This window comes from Luminiphilus sp. nBUS_16 (assembly GCF_051201645.1).
Classification (GTDB): domain Bacteria; phylum Pseudomonadota; class Gammaproteobacteria; order Pseudomonadales; family Halieaceae; genus Luminiphilus.
Map to the genome: position 1 here is coordinate 428,166 of NZ_CP179205.1, position 24,796 is coordinate 452,961.

Here is a 24,796-nt window from a genome sequence, read left to right on the forward strand (position 1 = left end):
AGGGTGATAAGAGATGCCTAAACGTAAAACTGTAGCGACCAGCCGGAGAAACTTTGTTAAATCCATGGCGCTAGGCGCCGGTGCTTTGGCGAGTACCACCGGCTTCAGAGTGATGGCGTCGGGTTCATCCCCGTACGTGGGGAAGTTGTTGGTGACGCTGGAACTCAACGGCGGCGCTGATGTAACGCAGCTTTGTGACCCAAAAGTGAACACACCGGGAGAGCTGAAAATAAATAACTGGGCCGATACGGCCGACCCCGGAGAAGCTGGAAATATCTTATTTGCCCCCGTGGCCGATAATTTCAATTTCTTCAGTCGGTTTGGTTCCGACATGGTGGTGGTGAATGGGGTAGATGCCCAGACGAATTCCCACGACACGGGCCGGCTTTTCAATTGGACGGGCAGCAATGCTGAAGGGCGACCTTCATTGTCGGCATTACACGCTGCAGCGAATTCACCCGACCAGCCCTTGGCTTACTCAGTTTATGGTGGCAATACCACCCGTACAGCGGGCCTGCTGTCTTATAACCGCTTTGATGATATCAGCCGGTTACGTGAACTGTCGCAGCCTCTGCGTAATCCATGGAGTCCAGAAAGCTTCGCGCGTCCGGAGCCAGAAATTTTAGAAGCGCAGCGACTCACTAGGGAGTCTGCCTCAGCGCTTTTGGCCTCTGCTGACCTCACGCCCCGTCAGCGTAAGAGTCTCACTACTTTTCAGTCTGCGCGAGCGGACCGTGAAGGTTTGGAAAAACTGGCGGGGTTTTTGCCAACCCAAGATGAGCTCCAGCAACGTGAGGAGTTTCTGGCCGGCGACGATATGTTTGGTTCAAATTTAAAGCAGCAAATGCAAGCGGCCCTGACCGTTATGCAGTCTGGTCTGGGCTCTAGTGCTGACTTAAGTTTGGGTGGATTCGATTCTCACGAAAACCACGACGCTATCCATGACGCGCTTTATACCCACCTCGCCGATGCCATTACATTCTTTTGGGATTACGCTGAAAAGCTGGGTTTGGCCGATCGAATTTTGCTGGTTGTGGGTTCGGACTTTGGCCGCACCAACATGTACAACGACGGCAACGGTAAGGACCACTGGCCCATTGGCTCCTATATGCTTATGGAGCAGGGGGCCCGGTGGGGTAATCGCGTTGTGGGGGCGTCCGACGCGTTACATTTTCCCTTAAAAATAAACCCCAATTCCTTGGATGTCTCTGACAGCGGCATCATTATCACGCCAGCCCACGTCCACCGCGCCGTACAAAATTACCTAGGTATTGACGACTTCGCTGCCGCGAATGGGGTTGCCTTAACCGATGTCGAAGATATTGCACTGTTCTCGTCGAGCAAGCAGACCCGAGTGTAAGCGAAAAACCTCCAAAACCGGGGCAAGCGGCACCAACGCCGACGTTACAAATAAAGGCCTTCGCAATACAACGAGCTTTCTTCAGACGGTTGGTGGAAGCCCTGAAAGACCTATGTCGGCAGAATCACCACAGGCCAGACTCGCGAGTACCACCGCTGTGCGGTTAAACTATCGGTCTTTAGCTGCCGGACGCTGTAATGACTGACTTCCAAATTGCCCCGTCGATACTTTCTGCCGATTTTGCGCGCCTTGGCGAAGAGGTCGATGCGGTCTTAGCTGCCGGTGCTGACATTGTCCATTTCGATGTGATGGACAACCACTATGTACCCAACCTGACGATCGGCCCCATGGTCTGCCAGGCGTTACGTAACCACGGTGTGGTGGCGCCTATCGACGTTCACCTTATGGTACAGCCTGTCGATAATTTGATTGGTATGTTTGCCGACGCAGGGGCCACGTACATTACGTTTCATCCCGACGCTTCTACTCACGTTGATCGCTCGCTGCAGTTGATTCGCGGTGCCGGCTGTAAATCAGGTTTGGTTTTCAATCCAGCCGCTTCATTGGAGGCACTGAAATATGTCATGGATAAAGTCGACATGATTTTATTAATGTCGGTAAATCCCGGTTTCGGGGGGCAAAAGTTCATTCCAGCCACCCTCGATAAACTTCGGGAGGTGCGCGCCCTTATTGATGCCAGTGGGCTGGATATTCGCCTTGAGGTCGATGGTGGTGTCGGGCCGGGTAATATCGCGGAGATCGCGGCGGCGGGTGCCGATACCTTTGTTGCGGGGTCAGCTATTTTTAATCAGCCCGATTATCGGACGGTGATCGATAACATGAGGCGCGAACTCGCCAGTATTACCGCATGATAGACCAGCCGACCTTTGACCATTGGGTAACCAAGGGTTACAACAGAATTCCTGTTTCAAAAACCATTCTTGCTGATGTTGAGACTCCGCTGTCTGCCTACATGAAGTTAGCGGCGGGTCCGTACTCGTTTTTATTTGAGTCGGTGCAGGGTGGAGAGAAATGGGGCCGCTACTCGATTATTGGGTTGCCTGCCCGTCGTCGTGTTCGTATTGAAGGGAAGCGGGTCACGTTAGAACGTGATGGCGTTGCTCCGACGGTATTTGAAAGTGACGACCCTTTGGCCGAGGTTGAAGCGCAGCACGCAAAGTTCCGAAGCGCACCCATCGAGGGTCTGCCGGTTTTTCACGGTGGTCTAGTGGGGTATTTTGGTTACGATGTGGTCCGTTATGTGGAGAGCAAGCTCGAGCAGCACGACCAAGTTGATGCCCTCAATACGCCCGACATACTGTTACTGGTGGCCGAGGAAGTGCTGGTTTTTGATAACCTAGCGGGCACGCTGACGATGGTTGTCACTGCCAATGCAGAGGAGCCCGACGCCCGTTTGGCGGCGCTTGCGCGGCTTGAGGCTCTGGAGCAGAAACTTCCGCTGCCGGGCCCCGTGCTTGAGCCTATCAGCCTTGACGGCGTTGGGTTGGAGGCCATTGAATCAGCTGCTCAATACCATACCCATCCCTCGCAGTTTATGGGGTGGGTGGAAACCATTAGAAAGTCTATTCTTGATGGCGATGTCATGCAGGTTGTGCCCTCCCAGCGTATGACCGTTGAGTTTAAAAGCGCTCCTATTTCGCTTTATCGCGCGCTGAGAAATTTGAACCCCTCGCCTTATATGTATTTTTTAGATATGGGTGATTTTCAAATTGTGGGCTCCTCTCCTGAGATTCTGGTCCGCGCCGAACAGGGGGAGGTCACGGTTAGACCCATCGCGGGCACTCGTAAGCGCGGTCAAAATTCGGAGGAGGATCAGGCCCTCGCTGAAGAGTTATTGGCAGACCCCAAAGAAATGGCGGAACATCTGATGTTGATCGATTTGGGGCGCAATGATTTGGGTCGCATCGCTCAACCTGGCACGGTTGAAGTTACCGAGTCCATGCTCATAGAGCGCTACTCTCACGTCATGCATATCGTTTCTAATGTAAAAGGGCGGGCGCAAGCGGATTTAACGGCCATGGATGCTTTGCGGGCAACCTTGCCCGCGGGCACATTGAGTGGCGCACCGAAGGTGATGGCAATGCAAATTATCGATCGTTTAGAGTCGGTTAAGCGTGGCGTATATGGCGGTGCAGTGGGTTATATCTCCTGGGCGGGTGACATGGATACTGCCATCGCTATCCGCACCGCAGTGATCAAAAATGATGAAGTTCACATTCAGGCAGGCGCTGGCATAGTCGCAGATTCTGTGCCGGCTCTGGAGTGGGAAGAGACAATGAATAAGGCTAGAGGTATGTTACGAGCCGTCGCCATGGCGCAGCCCAAATGACTTCAGTGGAGACAGCAGCTAAAACGCTCGAACAGCTAGAAGCTGAGCTGGAGGTGGCGTTCCGAGAGGGGGACCTTGGCGAGGCTGCCTTGCTCGCTTGGGAGTCTACGGCCCGTTTTTCAGAAAAAAGCGCAGTCGCGCGAATTTATATTAAAAAGATTCTTCGCGATCCCTATGTCGCTAACCTTCGCCTTGAAGATTTTCAAAAAAATGCCAAGGCCCTTCGAGAAGATGAAGAGCTCGAGGAGCTTGCCAGACTTTCAGCTTTGGGTTTGCTGCGTTTTCCGGCACAGCGTTATTTGTCGCTGTCTTTGTTAGAAGCTGCAGAGCAGCTGGGTAAGAAGGAGTGGATGCAGCCCGTCATTGAACCTCTCGGGCAGCCCGAAGACGACGACGTCGTGCTTTTAAACGTTGTGGCCAGCCTTGCGAATGTTCTGGGCCACTACGAGCATGCGCAGCAACTTTTTGAAAAGCTGCTGTTGCAAGAGCCCGAAAACGAAACCGTCATTCAAAACTACAGTGCCACCCTCACAGGTTTGGAACAGTACAAAGGGGCAATTGACCTTTTGGAGAACCACCTTCCAAGGGCGACCAAGCCCAGGGAGTATGTCCATCGTCTTTTGCCCTTATATCGTCTGGCAGGTTTTGAGGCAGAGGATGAGCTTGATCAACTCGATAAACGTCTATTCGCGGGTTGCCAAACCCCTGAAGCTGCGCGGGTTCATGCCGATCTAAGACTTTTTCTTCAAGATACCCCGGGCGTCATTTTTGGACTTGAGCAGCTACTGAGCCATGAATGGAACCCCGAAGCCGCCTTTGACCTTGCCGAGGCTGAATTGGTGAGCGGCGATTTAACCGCGGGTCTTAAGCGATACGGGGTTAGGTTTGAGGCTTTTCCCAAGCTTGAATGGTATACATCCAGAGAGCGAAAATATGCTGGCCAGCCGTTAAATGACGAATGGCTTTTTATTTGGGGCGAGCAGGGTATTGGTGATGAAGTTATGTTCACCATGTTCCTCGACGCGCTGGTGCCACGTGCTAAGAATGCGGTGATTGCTCTCGATCAGCGCCTGATACCGGCTTTTGAGAACCGACACCCCCATTGGCGGTTTGTCGACAGACTGAACTTGCCTGAGGATTTGCCAACCTTTGACTATGCCTGCCCCATGGGTGATTTGATGACCTTGTTTTTGCCAGACCTGCTAGAGCAAGGTCAGACATTTGAACAGCCCATGATCAATCCTGATACACACCGTTTCGAGCAAATCAGCCAGTTATTGGCTAATAAAGCTAAGCCTCGAATTGCGATATCCTGGCGCGGAGGCTCCGATGCCAACGGCATAATTCGCTCCATGGAGCTTTCTGATCTGATGTCTGGTTTGCCTTCAGAAACTCAGGTTGAAATTATTTCCTTGCAGTACGACGAGGGGCAGGAACAAGAAGTGATTGCCCATGGAGACCGGCGTGTTGCGTTGAGTGGCCTCAACAATCGTTTCGATTTGGAGGGGGTATTTGCTTTGATCAGATGCTGTGATGCCGTCATCACCATAGACAACGCGGTCGCGCACTTTGCCGCGGCTTTGGGCGTACCCGTGGCTGTATTGGTTCCTGCAGCCCAGACGCAGTATCGCTGGAAGAACCAAAGTATTAAGGAGCTGTTATTTCCTTCGGCCCGACTGTTTGTTCAGCGCAAGCCGGGGGATTGGCCGGGAGCAGTAGAGGCCGCATGGCGCTATGCTCTTGAGACCCCCGACGCCAAACCCTCAAGGAGTTGATGCCAGTGTTGAAGGTTTTTGTAGGTTTCGACGAACGACAGCGAGTCTCATTTACCACCCTTGCAACGTCGATTTTTGAGACGGCATCACGCCCTGTATCGATAACGCCTCTGGTTTTACAGACCTTACCAATTACACGTCGAGGGCTAACTCCCTTCACCTTTTCAAGGTTCCTGGTGCCCTGGTTGTGTAACTTTGAAGGGGCCGCTGTTTTTATGGATGCCGATATGTTGTTAGCTTCGGACATTACAGAGTTGGAGCAACGCATAAGTGACGATCTGGCCGTGTCAGTGGTGAGATCCCTTGAGACCTATGAGCAGACGTCGTTCATGCTTTTAAATTGCGCTCACCCGTCTCATCGCAAACTAACGCCCGAATTCATACAGGAGACTGATGTTGGGCTGCACGCTCTCGAATGGGTGGGTCCGGATGAGATAGGTTCATTGGACCCCAAGTGGAATCAGCTTGTTGGCTACCAAGACGTTGACTTCACCCAGGGCAATATTCATTACACCATGGGTGTCCCTGCATTTCCTGAAACATCCACGTCTCCCGGCGCTCAGTTGTGGCTCAAAAATGCTCAGCTGAGTATGTTCACGGTACCCTGGGACCAAATCATGGGTGAGTCGGTGCATTCGGTAAATATCGAGGGGGTAAGGTTACCTAAGTATGTCTGGGACTTTGATACGAATCAGCCCAAGGCAGAGCATTTGGAATTGGTAAAAAAGTTGGTTCTGGCCAGGCGGAAAAAATAAAAAATAACCCGGTCAGCGTAAAAGAGCGCGCCAATGTTTAACGAGCTCTGGCAGTGTAAAGGTGTGCAGCTGCTTTTTTTGGAAGGCTTCATTACCGCCTTTTTCGACGTCAAAACGGTTCAGGAACTGGTTTCCTTTCGGGGAGCCAATGGCTGCAAAGTAGTCAGCGAATTCACTATAACTGGGGAGCGCGGTAGCAAGGGTTGGCAGCCCAAGCGCGAGTGCTGTAATTAAGCGGTTATTACTGGCATAGCGTTTAGGTGATCCGCAGTCAGATGGAATAATGCAATAGTCAGAGACTTGGGCGGCTTGAGCCACCGCGGGCACGCTCCATGAAAACGCAGTGATACGCACAGTGGGCGTTTGAGAAAATTTATAGCGCTGCAATAAATCGAGTGTTTGCGGCGAGGACACAAGGTTGAGCGTATGCCCTTCCAGTTCCTGCCGATGCGAGTCGATGAATTGCGCAAGAAATGCCGCGTTGGTGGGATGTCCAAACCACAGTCCAACCGGTTTCACGTCGACCAGTTTTTCCTTGGGCTTCACGGGCTCGTACTCCAGAAGATCGGCCACCACCGCAATACGGCTTTGAATCCCAAACTTCTCCGCCAGCAGAGCCGATTGTAGGGCCTTTGTGGGCACACAAATGATATCGGCAAGTTTACAAGCGGCACGATAAAAGGCCGACATGACTGAGTTGTTATCGAGGTGATGGTCGGTGTAGTCAAGGATAACCGGCACCCCGAGCCCCTTGCACCGTTCAATCAGGGCGAGCCATTGGTGCTGCCGGTATTCGATGTCGTTAGCACCTATCTTTCCCACAATCAGCCGGTCTAGCTGTTCTGGGCACTGCTCGCCAATACTGACCGTGTGGCCGAGTTCCTGCGCTGCCGTTGCAGCGACCGCGAGTCTCAGTCGTGCCGAAGCAAGCGCAGAAGCGCGCAACTCTGACGCAGATTGATTGGGACCTCCGATCAGTATATGGGTGGTGGTGCTCATGATTATTGCGTGGGGGTAGCGTCGGCTTTGATGCCCGTGATGCGCATATCACGAGGTTCTCTAAGCTTAAACTGCGCGGGTTCTTGTTTGAGGTCAGTCAACCCGGCCTGATGCATGACCAGGCCCAATGACCTCGGTGTGTAGGCCCATCGGTGCACCATAAGAGGATCCTGCCAGCGAGGATCGCCATAAAGTACCCACATACTGCGCTGACCTTCCTGACCGGGCAGCGTGGCTTTATCAGGATCTTTAAGAACCTCCTGACAAGCTGAAATGAGGTTTGGACATTCCAAAATCATTTTGCCACCGGGCTTTAGCACGCGCATCCACTCCTTGATAATGCCAAGTACTTCCCATCGCCAAAAGTGCTCGACAACATGCACCGCTAAAATTTCGTCGGCGTAGTTGTCCTCGAAAACAGTCAGCTGGCGAACATCGCAATTGATATCGGGTTTTTGTCCTGCCCGCTCATCAACAATATCAACGTTGGTATATCCGTCGAGAATCTTGTCGCCGCACCCCAAATTTAGCCTGACAAATGTAGCCATTTCTATAAACTCGTCTCCTATCTCGACGTAGTCTACTGAATGCACCGTACGCCGGCTATAAAGCCTCTACTTATGTTGTGTCTACAAATCTGCAATGACTGAAACCGCCAACCCCCCCGAAACTCAGCACGTCACCGCCTATCGCGCCGACATTGATGGGCTGCGAGCGCTTTCTGTTCTGGCGGTTATGTTTTATCACGCCGAATTTAAATTTTTCGCGGGTGGTTTTATTGGCGTTGATGTTTTTTTTGTGATCTCTGGCTACCTAATTACCCAAATGGTGCTGGGTGATTTTGCGAAGGGTACGTTTAGCATTCAACATTTCTATGAACGCAGAGTGCGCAGAATTCTCCCAGCTCTGCTAGCCATGCTGGCTGTAACAGCGCCGCTTGCGTACGGGTTTCTCTCGGCAGATCTTTTGGTTGATTACTCTGTCACGTTGCTGGGGGCGACCTGGTTTAGCTCCAACTTCGTTTTTTGGGGCGAGGCGGGCTATTTTGACCGAGCGTCAGAGTTTAAGCCGCTGTTGCACACCTGGAGTTTGGGTGTTGAAGAGCAGTTTTATCTTTTTTTCCCGGGGTTGCTGTGGGTTTTCTACAAATTAAAATGGCTAATTCCGGGTTTAGCTCTAGTGGTCGCCGCGAGCTTTTGGGTAGCACAGCTTGGCCTTGCTCAAGGCGCTGAATGGCCGTTTTACATGTTGATTTCCAGAGCCTGGGAGCTTGGTCTGGGTGCAATGTTGGCTGCAGCACTGACGCACTCCCGAATCTCGAGCTTTGCTGTGGTAGGTACTTGGGCGGAGTTGCTGGCCCTCGCAGGTTTGTTGGCGATTCTTGTGCCTGTGGTGACGTTCTCTAAATTGACGGCAACACCGGGTCCGCTCCTATTATTTCCTACTATTGGAGCATGCGTACTGATTTGGTTGGTACCCGGTACCCGTTTTTTGCGCGGATTGATGTCTTTAAAATGGATGGTGGGTCTCGGACTAATCTCCTATTCGCTGTACCTCTGGCATCAACCTGTCTTGGTGTTTAGTCGTATTTTCGTGGGCGAAGCCCTGAACTTTGAGGTGCGCGTTCTTATGCTCATTGGCAGCTTGCCGTTAGCACTTCTCTCCTGGGTTTTCATTGAAAGGCCGTTTCGTAGAGCGGGGGGCGTCTCAAGAGTTCAGTTGGTCTTGTTCATTGTCACTACGATGACGGCCCTTACTGCGGGCGCCGGGGCGCTTTACTTTGTAGGATCATCGGATCAAGAAACTACGACAGGTTTTGTGGGAGATATTGGCCACGATAGGTATTATGAAATCGTGGACGAAACCTTTGATCGGTGCGATAAGACCTACCTACAACACCGTATCGAGCTCTGGCAGGATGTTCCTCGCTGTCACAAGTCGAGGCGCCTTGGGCCACCCAGCGTTGCATTTTACGGCGATAGCCATGCCGAGCAGCTTTTTGTGGGTGCAGAGGCATTACTTGATCGACCCTCAATTTATCTGATTCGTGGAGGCCTTCCCTTTTTGGGAAACGATCGCTTTAAGGGCCCTTTGAAGTACTTAGAAGAGCAAGACAACATCAAAGTTGTGGTGTTTTCCGCGTATTGGCGGGAAAAAATTCAAATTCTGGGAGGCGAGCAGTTTACGTCGCAACTGTTCAGTACTGTGAAGTGGATGGTAAGTCAGGGTTTCAAGGTTGTTTTAATGATGGACGCTCCCGATTTTGGCTTTGATCCAACGCTGTGTGTTCATGAAAATAAATTGAGTGAAGCTCGTTGCGAAATAACCCGCCAGAAACACGTCAGTGACCAAGCCGTTTATCAAGAATTATTTGTTGCCATCGCGCAACACCCCAATGTAGAGCTGGTTGATGTGTCTGAGGCAATCTGCGGTGAAAATACCTGTTCTATGTTGAGCAAGGGGCGCCTTCTCTACCGGGATAATGACCATCTTAATCTGGTGGGATCTAAAATGGCTGGTGAACTCTTGGTTAAGAAGTCACGGTTTCTGTCACAATGACATCTCCGATAAACCCGGTTTTCAGGGATTACAGATGCATCAGAAAGCCATGAGTTATGCGGCCCAGTTCTTTGATGCCTATACTGGTGGCTTACCCATGGCTGTTAAGCCAAGTTTTTTGGATACTGGTTCTCAAGTTGTTCATGGGGGCGTGGGAATGGTGGCGCCTGGGCAGTTTGAAACTATCGGTCGCGATTTTCGGAACGCTAAAGGGGTCAATATTTTGTTGGAGAATCTTTACGCCCTGTCTCTAGAATATGCCCTAGCAATCGAGCAATTCTTCCGGAGCATTTTGGGCAGTAAAAAAGATTTTGAAAATGAGCAGCGATATGGCGAGTCTGAACGTTTAAAAGTGACCCTAACTTGCCAGAACGATTTAGAGCTTAATGCGATTCGTTCAATTGCTGCAGAAAAGCTGTTTATGCGTTAACTGGAGCGCTGTCCCCCGATGATTTTAATGCTCGACAACTACGATTCGTTTACCTGGAACATTGTTCAATACCTTTGGGAGTTGGGCGCTGAGGTTGAGGTTTATCGTAATGATGAAATTGATCTTGCCGGTATTGAACAGCTTGCCCCTGCGGGCATTTGTATTTCTCCGGGTCCTTGCTCGCCAAAAGAAGCCGGAATATCCATGCAAGTGATCGACCATTTTTCCGAAAAGCTCCCCATCTTTGGCGTCTGTTTAGGGCAGCAGTCGATAGGCGCCGTGTTCGGTGGTGAGGTCGTGCGAGCAGATAAAGTGATGCACGGTAAAACCAGCGCTGTCCATCACAAAGGTCAGGGTGTTTTTAAAAATTTGCCCAGCCCGTTTAATGCGACGCGCTATCACAGTCTTGTGGTGGCTGAGGACTCCCTACCAGAGTGTCTTGAAATAACGGCATGGACTGAGACTGACGCGGGTGATCGCGAGGCTATTATGGGCATACGCCATCGTGAATTGGCGGTTGAAGGTGTACAGTTTCACCCAGAATCGATTCTTTCCGAGCATGGCCACGCACTGCTGCAAAACTTTTTAGACCGTGTATGACGCTAGATCTGACCGGAAAAGGCCATCCCTAAATTCAGGACTGATGTTGTAGTGATGAATATTAAACAAGCGTTGCAAAAACTGGCCGAGGGGCAGTCGTTGTCGCGAGATGATATGCGAACGGTTATGACTGAGGTTATGACCGGAGCAGCGACACCCGCTCAAATCGGCGCATTTTTGATAGCCCTGCGTATGAAAGGGGAGACGATCGATGAGATCGTAGGAGCGGCAGAGGTGATGCGCAGTTTGGTAACCCGCGTGCAGGTTTCTCAAGAGCACCTAGTAGACCTCGTGGGTACGGGGGGCGATGGCGCAAATTTGTTTAATGTTTCTACCGCAGCAAGCTTCGTTGTCGCCGCAGCAGGTGGCCGCGTGGCAAAACATGGCAACCGGTCCGTGTCCAGCTCAAGCGGCTCTTCAGATGTACTGGAAACCTTGGGTGCACCTCTTGACCTCTCACCAAGCGAGATTGCGCAGAGCATTGAGACGGTCGGTCTGGGTTTTATGTTTGCGCCTGCGCACCACGGCGCCATGAAGCACGCCATAGGTCCCAGGAAGGATCTGGGAATGCGGACCTTGTTCAATATTTTAGGACCGCTGACCAACCCGGCTCACGTAGAGCGGCAAGTTTTAGGAGTGTTTAGCGCCGAGCTTTGTCAATCGATAGCTGAGTCGCTCAGCAAACTGGGTAGTCAGCATGCACTCGTACTCAGTAGTAATGATGGTCTGGATGAAATTTCTATCGCGGCGCCTACCGCAGTTTGGGAAATGCGCGACGGGGTGGTCGAACGTTTTCAGATTGACCCCAATGATTATGGCCACGGGCACTCCGATCTTGCCGGCTTGGGAGTAAGCTCAGCCCAGGAGTCTGCCGAATTGATTAGGTCGGCGCTGTCTTTAGGGGCTGGTGAGAGTGCCGAGCGGGCGCGCTCCATTATTGCGCTCAATGCTGGCGCAGCCATTTATGTGTCTGGTGTGGTCAAAACGTTGAGGGCGGGGGTTGCCGCGGCCGATGATGCGATTAATTCGGGTGCTGCCTTTGATAAGCTCGAGGCATTCGTGACTTTTAACCACCAGTTACGGGCTGATGCATCATGAGCGGAAAACTAAAGACACCAACGGTTCTGAAAAAAATTATCGATCGAAAAATCGAAGAGGTGAGCGATCGCAAGCGCAGCCAAGATTTGGCGGCAGTGACAGGTCGTGCGGTTGACGCCGCACCAACACGGGGTTTTATTGGAGCGTTAAAGCGTCGTCGTGCTGAGGGTCAGCCGGCCGTCATTGCAGAGGTCAAAAAGGCGAGTCCGAGTAAAGGCGTTATTCGGCGTGACTTCAAACCCGCTGAAATTGCGGCGAGTTACGAAGCCGGTGGTGCCGCTTGTTTGTCTGTGCTGACGGATATCGACTTTTTTCAAGGTGCAGATGCCTACTTAACACAGGCGCGAAGTGCGTGTTCACTGCCCGTGATTCGCAAGGACTTCACCATAGATCCTTATCAAATATGGGAAGCCCGAGCGCTGGGGGCAGATGCCATTCTTCTGATCGTGTCCTGCCTCGAGTTTGCTCAGTTACAGGAGCTTGCGGGTGTTGCTCAAGAGGCCGGGATCGACACATTAATCGAGGTTCATGACCGATCCGAGCTTCAGGAAGCCCTGCAGCTCAACCCAGAGTTGATCGGCATCAATAATCGCGATTTGCATACCTTTGAAACCGACTTGGCTACCACACTTAATTTATTGCCCGATATCCCTGATCACATTCAGGTAGTGACTGAGAGCGGTATTCACACTACCGAAGACGTTAGCCGCATGCGTGCACAAGGCGTAGATACCTTCCTGGTAGGTGAGGCGTTCATGCGGGCTCAAGACCCCGGAGTTGAGTTACATCGTCTGTTTAACATTGATGGGTAGGGGTTTGGTTAGCCCTGATCGAACGGGCTGACTAACTGTTCCCGCCCGTAAAGTTGTGCCGTTAGTGACGCGGCGCGCAAGTGGTCGGTGCTTAACCCGCGGCTTGCTATTTGGGCTTCGGCCCTAAAAAAAGCCGTGGTGAACCCATTTTTCATGATCACCTGCCAAGCCGGCTTGCTCTAAAGCGCTCAAGGTGCCTGCCTGTATCAGGGTGTTGGGTAAATGTCGGGGCGGGTGATTTTTAAGGCTGCACCAAACTCCCGGGCACCGAGTTTTGTGAGGTGGGAGTTGTCGAAGTATAAAAATTCTCGAGTTTTAGGCGATAAAATGCCGCACTCGTCGTAGTTTTTGCCACATTGCGCCCTGAGCGTATCGACGTAAAAAATGTCTTGCCCCGCGAGACCAAAAGCCTCGAAGGCACCCAGCAATTTCGAGTTGAGCTCTTTGCGCTCAGTGAGGAACGACTGGGAGCGTGCGTACTGAGATAAGCCTAGCGAGCTGCCATGATCCAGCGCGATCCCCAACACGCTACGCTTAAAGGTCAGTCGAGGTCCGAACAAATAAATAGGAGCCTTGGTGACGGTTCTTAAGTGGCTAAAAAAGGTGACGAGGTCACTTATCCACTCGCCGTTGAAGTCCTCATGAAGGTATATTTTTGCCGCGCCTTTAAGCAGCTCGCTGCGCAGCAGCTGCTCTCGCGCTGCACTACACATTGGGTCGTCGACCTCCTCTGTACCCACACCAAAATTGAAGCACTTAAAAGAGGTAAAGAGGGTTTTAAAATTGCCCTGAAAATCGTTTTGCCTAAGGGCGTAAACAAGATCTTGCGCGTGTGAATTACCCACGACCAATACATAGTCGGGGTTATTAGTAACCTGCAGTTTACTTTCATTATTACTGCCAAACCCGGCCCAATACCGTTCTCGCTGTGCTAGAAGATCTTCCTGGGTCATTTGTGGGGTCAAAGCGAAACGCTCGGGGAACCCGCGTTGCGATACAGTCACTGCCGTTACTGCCGTGAGTAATAAAAAGCCTGTGAATGCCAGAGGCAGGAAAATTCTTGGTTGGTATACGGCGGTATATCGGTTCCTAAATGGGCTCTCAACCAATCGATATGACGCGTAGCCCAAAACAATCGATGCCGTAAATAAAGTTATGCCAGTGGCGACACCAGTGGGTACTTCGGTCAAATTTTGGGTGAAAGCTATCAAGGGCCAGTGCACAAGGTAAATGGAATAAGACGCAAGGCCTATGTGTCGAAGCGGTGTCGACATCAATATTGTGCGACTTAGTCCCATGGGAGAGCTCAGTAGCAGCAGGGCAGTGCCTACAGTTGGGGCCAGTGAAGCCAGACCGGGAAATGCCGTGTTCTCATTAATGGCCATAAAGGAGCCTAGCAGCAAGATGGCACCTGCGGTGGTCATTCCAGTGGAGCCAATGCGATTTAATCGATGGGCTTGGGTGGCGCCAACCTGATAGGCGAGGCCCCCAATAAGGAATTCGTGAAAACGAAAAGGCAGCAAATAAAAAGCGGCTTCAGGCATGCTGAAAGCTGCCCAGCTGCTGGCGATCGTCGAAGCTATCAGCAGTGACAGCATTGTCCATTTGAGCCCTGCTGTTTGCAGCCCCTTTAACAGCCCGACAACCAAAAGTGGCCAGATTAGGTAGAACTGCTCTTCGAGTGCAAGAGACCAGGTGTGAAGCAGAATATTGCTCTGGGAAATGTCTGAAAAATATCCTGATGTCATCCAGAAATAAACGTTGGAATAGAAAAACTCAGTGGCCAATACTGACTTTCCGAGCAGCGTTAGATCGTTAGGTGGCAGCAAAAAGAAACCGGTAATCAGCGTAATCACCAGGGTTACAAAAAGCGCCGGCAGCAGGCGACGGGCTCGTCGCAAATAAAAGTTTGGGAACGAGAATTGATGTTGCTTGAACTGCCGACTAATTTGTCCTGTGATGAGATAGCCTGATATGACAAAAAATATATCCACGCCCAAGAATCCGCTCTGTGCACCAGGAATGCCAAGGTGAAAGAGCAGTATGGCTAAAACGGCAATTCCTCGAAGTCCGTCAATATGGGGGGCATAAAACGCGGTCATGTTGCAGCGACGTCGTGAAAGGCGGTGATTCGGAGGGGGCACGATAACGGAAACAGTCCCCAAGCGTTCGTTATGTTAAATCGGACGGTATATGGGCTTACAAGACGTGATGGTGATTGTTGGGTCAAAATTAGCATGACGTTTGTTAGGTTCCGATGGCTTTATGCCATGGTTACTTTATGACTAGCCTATTGCCAATGAGGAGCTCCTGAAAAAAGCCACAAGCTGGATCTTTAGTTTGAGGGGAGTACGGCAACCAAATACCGAATTTATTCAGGAGCGGGTTGTTGGGCGTGGGGCTCCCGCAACACCACAATCGTTTTTCCTGAGACTTCGATGAGCCCGTCTTGGCGCAGGGCTTTGAGTACTCTGCCAGCCATTTCTCTGGAGCAGCCCACAATCTTGCCTAGTTCCTGACGAGTGATGCGAATCTGCATTCCCTCTGGGTGTGTCATGGCATCGGGTTCCCTCGTCAGGTCGTTTAAGGTTTGTGCAATTCGTCCCGCAACATCGACAAAAGCCAGGTCGGTCAATTTTCGAGTCGTAGTTCGCAAGCGATGGCCAATCTGAGTCGCCAGTACAAACAAAATGTCAGGATAGCTGCTGCGCACTTGATGAAAGCGCTCATAACTAATACGAGCGACCTCCACAGGGACCCTGGCGACTAAATTCGCTGTGCGAAACTCTTCACCAAACAAACCCATTTCGCCGAAAAAGTCTCCAGGGTTTAAATAGCTGACGACCATCTCTTGGTGTGCATCATCGTCATCGCCATCGATTACGACTGAAACCGAGCCCTCCAAAATTAAATAAATTGAGTCGCTGGGATCACCCTGTTTAACAATCGCTTGACGTTGCTTAAATGTAATGCGCTCACATTGTCTTAAGAAGTTCTCGACCTCTGGGATCTGGCGTAGGACTTCAGCTTTCATTCTGGGACTTCCTTCACAGTATGCTTTTTGCAGTCTGAGCTAATAATCATCGATTCTCAACGGTTAATCGGCGCTTATTACGGTAATCTCTGAACCGGTTATCATGGCTTAAATAGTCGTTTAAACAGTGTTTTACGCAGTAATAGCAAGGAGTGTCAGGGCGATGAAGGGTACGGTGAAGTGGATGGATGGCGCGATGTTTGTAGCCGAGTCAGGTAGCGGGCATACAGTGGTTATGGATGGTCCTGAGGATCTAGGGGGGCGAAATCAGTCTCTCAGACCCATGGAAATGCTGCTTTTGGGTACCGGCGGCTGTGCTATTTACGATGTCATTGCCATGCTCAAGAAGTCTAGGCAGCAAGTCACTGATTGTCGCGTTGAGCTTCAGGCGGAGCGCGTTGATGCAGTGCCTGCGGTCTTCGAGTCGATGAACTTACATTTCGTAGTGACGGGTCATGGCGTCAAGGAAAGCCAAGTTCGGCGTGCGGTTGAGCTTTCCGCAGAAAAATACTGTTCGGCATCCATTATGTTGTCGAAGGCTGGGGTGCGGGTATCCCACAGTTTCGCTGTGGAAGAAGCCTAAACACTCCAGTGCCATGGCGAACAGATTGAGACTGACTAAATCCAGTAAGTGCTGGTCGTCATCAGTTTAGAGGCTTGAGTCATGGCGCGCTTCACGGGTTGCGGCAGTTCAAGCCCACCGGCTTTCAGAGCGTTTTCTCCGTGACGTTCCTCATCTTCAAGCATTGTTTGAAGAATGAGCTGCGACTTTCGGTCGGTTTCAGGCAATGTTTTGAGATGGCTACGCAGATGGCTTGCGACACGCTCTTCCGTAGCGTGGACAAACCCCAAACTAACGCTGTCTCCGACCAAGCCGGCAGCCGCTCCCATGGCTAGCGAGGCACCATAAAAAAGAGGGTTGAGCACGCTGGGCCGAGTGCCTAGCTCTTCTAAGCGCTCCTCGCACCAGACTAAGTGGTCGATTTCCTCTTGGGCGGCTTCTTGCATCTCGGTTCGGGTGCCGGCTGACTTGGCGGTCATGGCCTGCCCCTGATACAGCGCCTGAGCACAGACTTCCCCCGTGTGGTTGACCCGCATGAGCCCGCCAGAATGCTTGCGCTCCCGATCAGACAGCGCACCGTCACTGTGCCCAGCCGCTGGGGAGGGTCGCATTGCAGAGGCGCCGCGGCGTGCGAGGGTTTTAAGCATGCCATCGACCTCAACCAGCAGTCGGTCGACGGTGGTCAGTTCACGTTGACTCATAACGAGATACTCATGTTCTAATGTTCTTACTCTAGCGATCTATCGCTCGCCAGCCAATATCCCGTCGCAGGGTTTTTCCGGGCCATTGGATTTTGTGGGCGGCATCATAGGCTGACGTTTGCGCAGAGCGAATATCCACCCCTAAAGCGGTCACACACAAGACCCTGCCTCCACTGGTGTGATAAACGCCGTCTTTATTTTCGGTGCCGGCGTGAAAGACTTTTACCCCGTCAGAGTTAGCGTCGGTCAGTCCCTCAATAATTGCGCCCTTGGGGTAGCTTCCCGGGTAGCCCTCGGCCGCAAGCACGACCCCCAGGGCAGCTCGGTCATCCCACTCAGCGGTTGTGGCGCTCAAATTTCCGGCGAGTGCGGCAAGACAGAGGGTATCGAGGTCACTTTGCAGTCGCATCATAATGGGTTGTGTCTCTGGGTCCCCAAAGCGGCAGTTAAATTCGATCACCCGTGGGTTGCCCAACGCGTCGATCATGAGTCCCGCGTATAAAAAGCCGGTGTAGGGCATGCCGTCCGCAGCCATGCCCGCCAATGTTGGGTTGATGACTTCATGCATAATGCGTTCATGGATGGCGGGCGTTACGACCGGCGCTGGCGAATAGGCACCCATACCGCCGGTATTTGGGCCAGTGTCGCCTTCTCCAATACGTTTATGATCCTGGCTACTGGCCATAGGCAGCGCGTGTTGGCCATCTGCAATCACGATGAAGCTGGCTTCTTCCCCTGCTAGGAATTCCTCTATGACTACTCGGCAACCTGCCTCGCCAAAGGCATTGCCCGACAGCATATCAGTGACTGCCTCTTCAGCTTGGGCCAGTGTTTCGGCGACGATAACGCCTTTTCCCGCCGCGAGACCGTCAGCTTTTATGACTATGGGTGCGCCATGAGCACGCAGGTAGGCTAGGGCGGGCTCAAGCTCGGTGAAGTTGGCATAGTCGCCGGTTGGAATATTGTGACGGGCCAGAAAATCCTTGGTGAACGCCTTGGAGCCCTCTAATTGCGCCGCCGCTTTGCTAGGTCCAAAGCAGGCGAGTCCGCGAGCTCTAAAGTCATTAACAATTCCACCCACCAAAGGCGCCTCAGGGCCGATCACTGTCAGCGCAATGTCATGGCTTTTGGCAAAGCTCGCTAATCCGTCAAAGTCCATGACGTCCAAGGCAACGTTAGTGACCCCGGATTCCCCCGCTGTCCCTGCGTTACCCGGTGCTGCATAAACATGATCAACGTGGGTCGCCTGGGCAAGCTTCCAGCACAACGCATGTTCGCGGCCACCACTGCCCACAACCAGAATATTCATCTTCAGGCTCCTCGTTGCCGGTTAGTGACGGAAGTGCCGCATGCCCGTGAAGACCATCGCCATACCGGCTTCGTCCGCGGCGGCAATAATTTCTTCATCGCGAATTGAGCCGCCGGGCTGAATCACCGCAGCGATACCGCGTTCCGCCGCATTGTCGATCCCATCGCGAAAAGGGAAGAAAGCATCCGATGCCATGATGGCACCCTGAACCTCAAGGTTGGCGTGCTCCGCTTTAATCGCCGCAATGCGCGCCGAATTGACGCGGGACATTTGTCCTGCACCAACGCCAATCGTTCGATTGTTGGCGGCATAAATGATGGCATTCGACTTCACAAATTTGGCTACCTTCCAGGCAAACAGCAAATCGAGCCACTCTTGCTCAGTCGGTTGACGCTTACTGACGACTTGCAGGTCGTCGCGCGTAATCATGCCGTCATCACGATCTTGCACCAACAATCCTCCGTTGACGCGCTTGAAGTCTTGGGCGCCGACGGGAGGGGCCCACTGGCCAGTTTGAAGAACACGGATATTTTTCTTCTCCGCGATCACCGGCAATGCTGCGGCATTGATCTCTGGCGCAATAATGACCTCAACAAATTGTCGGTCAACAATGACTTGGGCTGTGGCAGCGTCCAATTCGCGGTTAAACGCAATAATACCGCCAAAGGCAGACTCGGGGTCGGTGTTAAAAGCGAGGTCGTAGGCTTCACCGAGAGAGTCCGATACCGCAACCCCACACGGGTTGGCGTGCTTTACAATGACACAGGCCGGTTCCTCAAAATTTTTGACGCACTCTAGGGCGGCGTCAGTATCAGCAACATTATTGTAAGACAGAGCCTTACCCTGCAGCTGAGTGGCGGTGGCAATGCCGACTTCCTGCGGCGAGTGCTCTTTATAAAAAGCGGCTTGCTGGTGAGGGTTTTCGCCGTAGCGCATGGTTTCGGCTTTGACGAGCTGCAGGTTAAGGGTGCGGGGAAAACCCTGGCTCCCATTACCAAGCTGCTGGCCAAAGTAGTTGGCAATTGCGCCGTCATAATGCGCCGTATGTTCATAGGCTTTAATAGCCAGATCAAAGCGAGTTTCGTATCTAATGGCGTTGTTGTTGGCGTCGAGCTCTTCTATCAGGCAGGCATAGTCGCCGGCGTCGACGACGATGGTTACGTCACGGTGATTCTTTGCAGCAGCACGAACCATGGTGGGTCCGCCGATATCGATATTTTCAATAGCATCTTCGAGGCTACAGTCTGGGCGAGCAACGGTTGCTTCGAAGGGATACAGATTAACCACAACCATATCGATAGGGGCAATATCATGGCTGGCCATAACACCATCGTCAGTACCGCGACGCCCTAAAATACCGCCGTGGATGGTGGGGTGCAGTGTCTTGACACGTCCGTCCATCATCTCAGGAAAACCGGTGTGATCAGAAACTTCGGTAACGGGCAGCCCAGCTTCCCGAAGCAGTTTGCAGGTTCCTCCAGTAGACAGTAAAGCCACGTGACGATCGATGAGTGCCTGAGCGAACTCAACGATGCCGGTCTTGTCAGAAACGCTGATAAGGGCGCGGCGTACAGGGGCTAGATGTGACTCAGTCATGATGTGAAGGGTCCTAAAGGGAAAGGTTAAATGCTTTAAATGAGATGGTACTGGCGGAGTTTTTTACGCAGCGTGCCTCGGTTCAGGCCTAACATTGCGGCGGCTTTACTTTGGTTGCCCCCGGTCTCCTGAAGAACGGCACGGAGAAGGGGTTCTTCGACCTGAGCAAGAACCAACGCGTGCAGATCAGTGCAAGTTGCGCCGTCAAGTTGCTCAAAGTAGTGGGTAATGCTCTCCTTGGCACTTTCGCGAAGGGGGCGTGGTGGGGCGGTTTCATTATCGGAGGTCACGCGGCAAGCCCGTTATCTTGGCAGGGAGATGCGCTATGGCTATTTTGGCAGTGGCTTTCCAGCGTTTGGAGAAGGACCTGCTGAGCTTCGGTATTTTCCAACGCATTGAAGTGCCGCTTCCAGCTTAAAAAGGTGCTGGGTAGATCGGCCTCAATCGCGTCAAAAAACCAGCCCACGTGTTTCCGGGCAATTCGTACACCCATGAAGTTACCGTAGAAATCATGCAGAGCGGTTAGGTGTGTGCGCATTTGCAAAAAGCGTTCAGCCTGTGAGGGCTGTATGGCACTTGCCCCAGATAACGTTTGAGCGATGGCGCCTGGTAGCCAAGGGCGACCTAAGGCTGCTCGGCCAATCATGACCCCTGCGGCACCGGTCTGCTCCAGCACCGCAAGCGCCTTTGTTGGAGTGGTGATATCGCCATTGGCCAACACGGGGATGCCCACAGCATCGACGATAGCCGCGATCGTGCGATATTCTGCCTCGCCTTTAAATCGATCGGCTCGGGTTCTGCCGTGGACAGTGAGCATCTGAATACCTGCATCTTCTGCAATTTTCGCGATGGCAACCCCGTTGCGCTGCTGTGGTGAAACGCCCGTACGAATTTTAAGAGTGACGGGTACATCAACCGCAGAAACTACGGCCTTTAAAATTTCCTCCACCCGCCGCTCATCGGCCAGAAGGGCAGAGCCTGCGGCTTTTTTACAAACTTTTTTCGCCGGGCAGCCCATGTTGATGTCAATAATATCAGCACCGTCATCGGCATTGCGTCTTGCGGCCTCGGCGAGCTGTTGGGCTTCGCTGCCAACAATTTGAACGGATCGAAGCCCGCTTTGGGCGTTGTGGCAGCGACGCAATGATGACTTGCGCGACGTCGCTAGTTTGGGATCGGAGGTCAGCATTTCTGCCACTGCCATGCCGGCACCTAGACCAACACAAAGCTCACGCAATGGTAGGTCAGTGACGCCAGCCATGGGCGCGAGAACCACCGGATTCGCCAGTTTCAAGGCGCCAATGCGTAAACTTGCAGGCACAGCGCTGCCCGCATCCTCAGTATGATACGAAGAGGAACAGATTGCTTTTGGGGTTGGCGTATTAGCCACAAACTCTCACCAGAGTGCTAACTGGGGCCGCAAAGCATACAGCGCAATGGCGCAAGGATGAAGCGGAAAGGTTAAATTTTGATCAGTTGTGCGTGGCAAACATATGATCACTGCTTGTGCTGGTTGATCTAAACGGACATCTGCATTTGTGCCAATCCATTAGACAGGTCGAGTCGTATGGTTCAGAATGCGCCGAAAAGCAATATAACTGACGTGAACTAGCAGCGAATTGTCGAGATGTCTGATATTTTGTTAATTAATGGTCCCAACCTAAATTTGTTGGGGTCACGAGAGCCTGATCGTTACGGGAGCGAATCTCTGGAGACGATTACGGCTAGGCTGCGCGTTGAAGCGGAGCGTGCAGGCGCTTCCATTTCTTGCATTCAAAGTAATGCCGAACACGAGCTAATAGATATCATTCACAGTGCACCGGCAGCCGAAACGCGTTTTATCATTATCAACCCTGCTGCATTGACTCACACGAGTATTGCCTTGCGCGACGCCCTATTGGGGGTGGCTATCCCGTTCATTGAGGTGCATATATCCAACCCTCATGCCCGGGAAGCTTTTCGCCAGCACAGCTACCTGTCTGATATTGCCGAAGGTGTCATCTGCGGCTTAGGCAGTTTCGGTTACGACTGCGCCCTCGCCGGGGCCTTAAAACAAATCTCTTCAAAACTTAAGCCTGCTTGAGGACCGTTACTATGGATATCCGCAAAGTCAAAAAATTGATTGAGCTGTTGGAAGAGTCAGATATTGACGAAATCGAAATTATTGAGGGTGAGGAGTCGGTGCGCATAAGTCGCAACAGTCATGCCGCCCACTTGGGTGCAAGCTATGCGCCACCGGTTGCCATGCCTGCACCGGCGGCTCCAGCACCTGCGGCCGCGCCTGCGGCGGCAGAGCCGGTCGCGGAGACAATTTCCACAGATAACGCGGTGTTGTCGCCGATGGTGGGTACCTTTTACCGCTCTCCCAGTCCAGAGGCCGGCGCTTTCGTCGAGGTAGGCCAGACGGTACGGGTCGGGGACGTCCTGTGCATTGTTGAGGCCATGAAGATGATGAACCAAATCGAGGCTGATCGAGCCGGCACGGTAACCGCTATTCACGTTTCCGATGGCGAGCCGGTAGAGTTTGACCAACCCCTCATCACCATTGCCTGACCCTGGAGGTAGCCCTGTGCGCTATCGACCGAGAGGAATCAATTGATGTTAGAGAGAGTTTTGATCGCCAATCGTGGCGAAATTGCCCTTCGAATCCTGCGCGCCTGCCGAGAGTTGGGTATTGAGACGGTTGCAGTGCATTCCACGGCAGATCGTGAGCTGAAGCATGTCCGTCTTGCTGACCAAGCCGTTTGTATCGGACCGCCAAACTCAACGCTGAGTTATTTAAACGTGCCTGCAATTATTAGCGTGGCTGAGGTGACGAACACCGATGCCATTCATCCCGGCTATGGATTTTTATCGGAAAATGCCGATTTTGCTGAGCAGGTCGAGAAAAGTGGTTTCGTGTTTATTGGTCCCACCGCAGAAACCATTCGCCTGATGGGTGACAAAGTATCGGCAAAACATCAAATGCAACGCTCTGGTGTGCCAACGGTTCCCGGTTCAGAGGGGGCTATTCCCGAGGATCCTGACGAGATTTTGCGTATTGCTCGAGATATTGGTTATCCCGTTATCGTAAAAGCTGCGGCAGGTGGTGGCGGCCGCGGTATGCGGGTGGTTCATAACGAGGAGGTTCTGCTCAGCTCGATTCAAGTGACTCAGTCTGAGGCCAAGGCGGCCTTCGGATCACCGGTGGTGTACATCGAGAAATTCCTTCAGCGACCTCGTCACGTCGAGATTCAGGTGCTTGCGGATGGTCAAGGCAATGCCGTTCACCTCGGTGACCGTGACTGCTCGTTGCAGCGGCGGCACCAGAAAGTTATTGAAGAGGCGCCTGCCCCCGGCATCGATGAGAAGCTGCGCGCCGAAATCGGTGAGGCTTGTGTCAAAGCGTGTATCGATATTGGTTACCGCGGTGCGGGTACCTTTGAGTTTTTATACGAGGATGGCGGTTTTTACTTCATCGAGATGAACACGCGAGTTCAGGTAGAACATCCAGTCACCGAGATGATTACCGGGGTGGATATTGTCAGGGAGCAATTGCTGATTGCCTCTGGCGAGAAGCTTTCGATTCGCCAGGAAGACGTGGTGTTTAACGGCCACGCTTTGGAGTGCCGAATCAATGCCGAGGACCCGCGAAATTTCTTGCCATCTCCCGGCAGAATCAATACGTTTCATGCCCCTGGTGGACCGGGAGTTCGGGTGGATTCCCATGTTTACAGTGGCTATACAGTTCCGCCCCACTACGACAGCCTAATAGGTAAGTTGATTACCCACGGAGAAACCCGCGCTGGGGCGCTTGTAAAAATGCGCCAGGCTCTCGATGAGTTGGTCGTTGAGGGTATCCGCACCAATGCCGCGTTGCACAGGGAGTTGGTTGTTGACCCCTCGTTTATGGCGGGTGGCGTTAGCATCCATTACCTAGAGAGTAAATTGGAACACGAGCATTGACCGACGCCGGCTGGCAAGAGCTGCGGTTCAATACCACTCCCAAACATATCGACAGTCTTGAGGGCTGGTTGTTTGAGCAGGGCGCCCTCGCGGTGACCTTAGAGGACAACGCCGACGAGCCGTTGCTTGAGCCGGGCCCCGGTGAGACACCCCTGTGGCAAAACATCAAACTGGTGGCGTTGTTCGAGACAGGCCTCGATCTTTCTCAGGTTTTGGCTGACGTGCCATCACAGTGGGTGACCGCGTCGGCCGGGGAAGCCAAATTTGTTCCTGATCAAGACTGGGAACGCGCGTGGATGGCAGACTTTGAACCCTTACAAATGGGTGATCGGCTTTGGATCTGCCCAAGTTGGTGCGAGCCCCCCGACCCGAACGCCGTCAACATCAATTTGGATCCGGGTCTGGCGTTTGGTACGGGTACACATCCCACCACGGCAATGTGCTTGGCTGAACTCGACGCCAGTATTAAGCCCGGAGTGAACCTTATCGATTACGGCTGTGGCTCTGGTATTTTGGCGATTGCCGGTTTGAAGCTGGGGGCTGCCAAAGCCTTCGCTGTCGACAATGATCCGCAGGCGGTAACCGCCACACTTGATAACGCCCAGCGCAATGCGATTGCTGAGGAACAGCTTGACGTGTTTTTGGTATCTCAGACAAATGCTAAGGCGCGCCTGCGACCCGTTGAGCTAGTGGTTGCCAATATACTCGCAGGCCCTTTGGAGGCGCTGGCACCGACGTTGATAGATTTGATGAAGCCCGGGGGCCGTTTGATTTTGGCGGGCCTGCTCAGTGAGCAGGCGGCAGGCCTAATTGCCGCTTACAAGCCCCGGGTAAGTCTGACAGTAGTGCAAGAAAAGGAGGGTTGGACATTACTAGCGGGTGAAAAGCTACTTGAGTGACGCCTCCAAGGT

Annotated in this window: 24 protein-coding genes; 15 read left to right on the forward strand and 9 right to left on the reverse strand. The window is 52.5% G+C overall.

What is annotated here, in order from left to right:
* The first annotated feature begins 13 nt into the window (after positions 1-13).
* The 5 genes from ACMAY6_RS01900 (at position 14) to ACMAY6_RS01920 (ending at position 6,240) form a co-directional block, all read left to right on the forward strand.
* The gene (locus ACMAY6_RS01900) at positions 14-1,360 is read left to right on the forward strand and encodes a DUF1501 domain-containing protein (RefSeq protein ID WP_435213974.1); all 1,347 of its coding nucleotides are present in this window, start codon (positions 14-16) and stop codon (positions 1,358-1,360) included.
* Positions 1,361-1,557: 197 nt separating this feature from the next.
* Entirely contained in the window at positions 1,558-2,232 is a 675-nt protein-coding gene (gene rpe / locus ACMAY6_RS01905; protein WP_435213976.1) for a ribulose-phosphate 3-epimerase, read from the forward strand.
* Positions 2,232-3,710 carry an anthranilate synthase component I gene (gene trpE, locus ACMAY6_RS01910; protein WP_435216088.1) on the forward strand — a complete coding sequence of 493 codons (1,479 nt, stop codon included), beginning with the start codon at positions 2,232-2,234 and terminating at the stop codon, positions 3,708-3,710. The genes rpe and trpE overlap by 1 nt, the downstream gene beginning before the upstream one ends.
* A complete protein-coding gene (locus tag ACMAY6_RS01915) occupies positions 3,707-5,485 on the forward strand; it encodes a glycosyltransferase family 9 protein (RefSeq protein WP_435213977.1) in 1,779 nt (592 codons plus the stop codon). The genes trpE and ACMAY6_RS01915 overlap by 4 nt, the downstream gene beginning before the upstream one ends.
* Before the next feature lie 5 nt (positions 5,486-5,490).
* Entirely contained in the window at positions 5,491-6,240 is a 750-nt protein-coding gene (locus tag ACMAY6_RS01920) for a hypothetical protein (RefSeq protein ID WP_435213979.1), read from the forward strand.
* A 12-nt stretch (positions 6,241-6,252) separates the two neighbouring features.
* Here ACMAY6_RS01920 and ACMAY6_RS01925 read toward each other — a convergent pair whose 3' ends face one another.
* Both ACMAY6_RS01925 and ACMAY6_RS01930 read right to left on the reverse strand, forming a co-directional pair.
* The gene (locus ACMAY6_RS01925; RefSeq protein ID WP_435213981.1) at positions 6,253-7,239 is read right to left on the reverse strand and encodes a hypothetical protein; all 987 of its coding nucleotides are present in this window, start codon (positions 7,237-7,239) and stop codon (positions 6,253-6,255) included.
* A 2-nt stretch (positions 7,240-7,241) separates the two neighbouring features.
* The gene (locus ACMAY6_RS01930) at positions 7,242-7,787 is read right to left on the reverse strand and encodes a class I SAM-dependent methyltransferase (protein WP_435213983.1); all 546 of its coding nucleotides are present in this window, start codon (positions 7,785-7,787) and stop codon (positions 7,242-7,244) included.
* Positions 7,788-7,881: 94 nt separating this feature from the next.
* On the opposite strand from ACMAY6_RS01930, the gene ACMAY6_RS01935 reads away from it, so the two are divergent.
* Genes ACMAY6_RS01935 through trpC form a run of 5 tightly spaced genes read left to right on the forward strand, consistent with a single transcriptional unit; the run spans position 7,882 to position 12,738 of the window.
* Positions 7,882-9,798: an acyltransferase family protein gene (locus ACMAY6_RS01935; RefSeq protein WP_435213985.1), complete on the forward strand. Its 1,917-nt coding sequence runs from the start codon at positions 7,882-7,884 to the stop codon at positions 9,796-9,798.
* Positions 9,799-9,832: 34 nt separating this feature from the next.
* Positions 9,833-10,228 carry a hypothetical protein gene (locus ACMAY6_RS01940; RefSeq protein WP_435213987.1) on the forward strand — a complete coding sequence of 132 codons (396 nt, stop codon included), beginning with the start codon at positions 9,833-9,835 and terminating at the stop codon, positions 10,226-10,228.
* 18 nt (positions 10,229-10,246) lie between these two features.
* Positions 10,247-10,828 (forward strand): anthranilate synthase component II, encoded by a 582-nt coding sequence (locus tag ACMAY6_RS01945; RefSeq protein ID WP_435213988.1) that lies wholly within the window; start codon positions 10,247-10,249, stop codon positions 10,826-10,828.
* A 54-nt stretch (positions 10,829-10,882) separates the two neighbouring features.
* The gene (gene trpD / locus ACMAY6_RS01950; protein WP_435213990.1) at positions 10,883-11,926 is read left to right on the forward strand and encodes an anthranilate phosphoribosyltransferase; all 1,044 of its coding nucleotides are present in this window, start codon (positions 10,883-10,885) and stop codon (positions 11,924-11,926) included.
* Complete coding sequence (trpC, locus tag ACMAY6_RS01955; protein ID WP_435213992.1) at positions 11,923-12,738, forward strand: indole-3-glycerol phosphate synthase TrpC; 816 nt, start codon at positions 11,923-11,925, stop codon at positions 12,736-12,738. Before trpD ends, trpC begins: the two co-directional genes overlap by 4 nt.
* A 206-nt stretch (positions 12,739-12,944) precedes the next feature.
* Here trpC and ACMAY6_RS01960 read toward each other — a convergent pair whose 3' ends face one another.
* Positions 12,945-14,840, reverse strand: a complete 1,896-nt coding sequence (locus tag ACMAY6_RS01960; RefSeq protein ID WP_435213994.1) for an acyltransferase family protein — start codon at positions 14,838-14,840, stop codon at positions 12,945-12,947.
* Positions 14,841-15,109: 269 nt separating this feature from the next.
* Positions 15,110-15,772 (reverse strand): cAMP-activated global transcriptional regulator CRP, encoded by a 663-nt coding sequence (gene crp, locus ACMAY6_RS01965; protein WP_435213996.1) that lies wholly within the window; start codon positions 15,770-15,772, stop codon positions 15,110-15,112.
* 163 nt (positions 15,773-15,935) lie between these two features.
* Between crp and ACMAY6_RS01970 the strand changes: the two genes are divergently transcribed.
* Positions 15,936-16,355 (forward strand): OsmC family protein, encoded by a 420-nt coding sequence (locus ACMAY6_RS01970; RefSeq protein WP_435213998.1) that lies wholly within the window; start codon positions 15,936-15,938, stop codon positions 16,353-16,355.
* 35 nt (positions 16,356-16,390) lie between these two features.
* Here ACMAY6_RS01970 and coq7 read toward each other — a convergent pair whose 3' ends face one another.
* Genes coq7 through dusB form a run of 5 tightly spaced genes read right to left on the reverse strand, consistent with a single transcriptional unit; the run spans position 16,391 to position 21,201 of the window.
* Positions 16,391-17,035 (reverse strand): 2-polyprenyl-3-methyl-6-methoxy-1,4-benzoquinone monooxygenase, encoded by a 645-nt coding sequence (coq7, locus tag ACMAY6_RS01975; RefSeq protein ID WP_435214000.1) that lies wholly within the window; start codon positions 17,033-17,035, stop codon positions 16,391-16,393.
* Positions 17,036-17,066: 31 nt separating this feature from the next.
* Positions 17,067-18,344 (reverse strand): phosphoribosylamine--glycine ligase, encoded by a 1,278-nt coding sequence (purD, locus tag ACMAY6_RS01980; RefSeq protein WP_435214002.1) that lies wholly within the window; start codon positions 18,342-18,344, stop codon positions 17,067-17,069.
* A 21-nt stretch (positions 18,345-18,365) separates the two neighbouring features.
* The gene (gene purH, locus ACMAY6_RS01985; RefSeq protein ID WP_435214003.1) at positions 18,366-19,940 is read right to left on the reverse strand and encodes a bifunctional phosphoribosylaminoimidazolecarboxamide formyltransferase/IMP cyclohydrolase; all 1,575 of its coding nucleotides are present in this window, start codon (positions 19,938-19,940) and stop codon (positions 18,366-18,368) included.
* A gap of 35 nt (positions 19,941-19,975) precedes the next feature.
* The gene (gene fis, locus ACMAY6_RS01990) at positions 19,976-20,230 is read right to left on the reverse strand and encodes a DNA-binding transcriptional regulator Fis (RefSeq protein WP_435214004.1); all 255 of its coding nucleotides are present in this window, start codon (positions 20,228-20,230) and stop codon (positions 19,976-19,978) included.
* Complete coding sequence (gene dusB / locus ACMAY6_RS01995) at positions 20,227-21,201, reverse strand: tRNA dihydrouridine synthase DusB (RefSeq protein ID WP_435216089.1); 975 nt, start codon at positions 21,199-21,201, stop codon at positions 20,227-20,229. Before dusB ends, fis begins: the two co-directional genes overlap by 4 nt.
* A gap of 366 nt (positions 21,202-21,567) precedes the next feature.
* Between dusB and aroQ the strand changes: the two genes are divergently transcribed.
* From aroQ to prmA, 4 genes are read left to right on the forward strand one after another with little or no spacing between them, the layout of a single operon-like run.
* Complete coding sequence (gene aroQ / locus ACMAY6_RS02000; RefSeq protein WP_435214006.1) at positions 21,568-22,023, forward strand: type II 3-dehydroquinate dehydratase; 456 nt, start codon at positions 21,568-21,570, stop codon at positions 22,021-22,023.
* 11 nt (positions 22,024-22,034) lie between these two features.
* A complete protein-coding gene (gene accB / locus ACMAY6_RS02005) occupies positions 22,035-22,493 on the forward strand; it encodes an acetyl-CoA carboxylase biotin carboxyl carrier protein (protein WP_435214007.1) in 459 nt (152 codons plus the stop codon).
* Between the two features lie 45 nt (positions 22,494-22,538).
* Positions 22,539-23,885, forward strand: a complete 1,347-nt coding sequence (gene accC / locus ACMAY6_RS02010; protein WP_435214009.1) for an acetyl-CoA carboxylase biotin carboxylase subunit — start codon at positions 22,539-22,541, stop codon at positions 23,883-23,885.
* The gene (prmA, locus tag ACMAY6_RS02015; protein ID WP_435214011.1) at positions 23,882-24,784 is read left to right on the forward strand and encodes a 50S ribosomal protein L11 methyltransferase; all 903 of its coding nucleotides are present in this window, start codon (positions 23,882-23,884) and stop codon (positions 24,782-24,784) included. The genes accC and prmA overlap by 4 nt, the downstream gene beginning before the upstream one ends.
* Positions 24,785-24,796 lie beyond the last annotated feature (12 nt).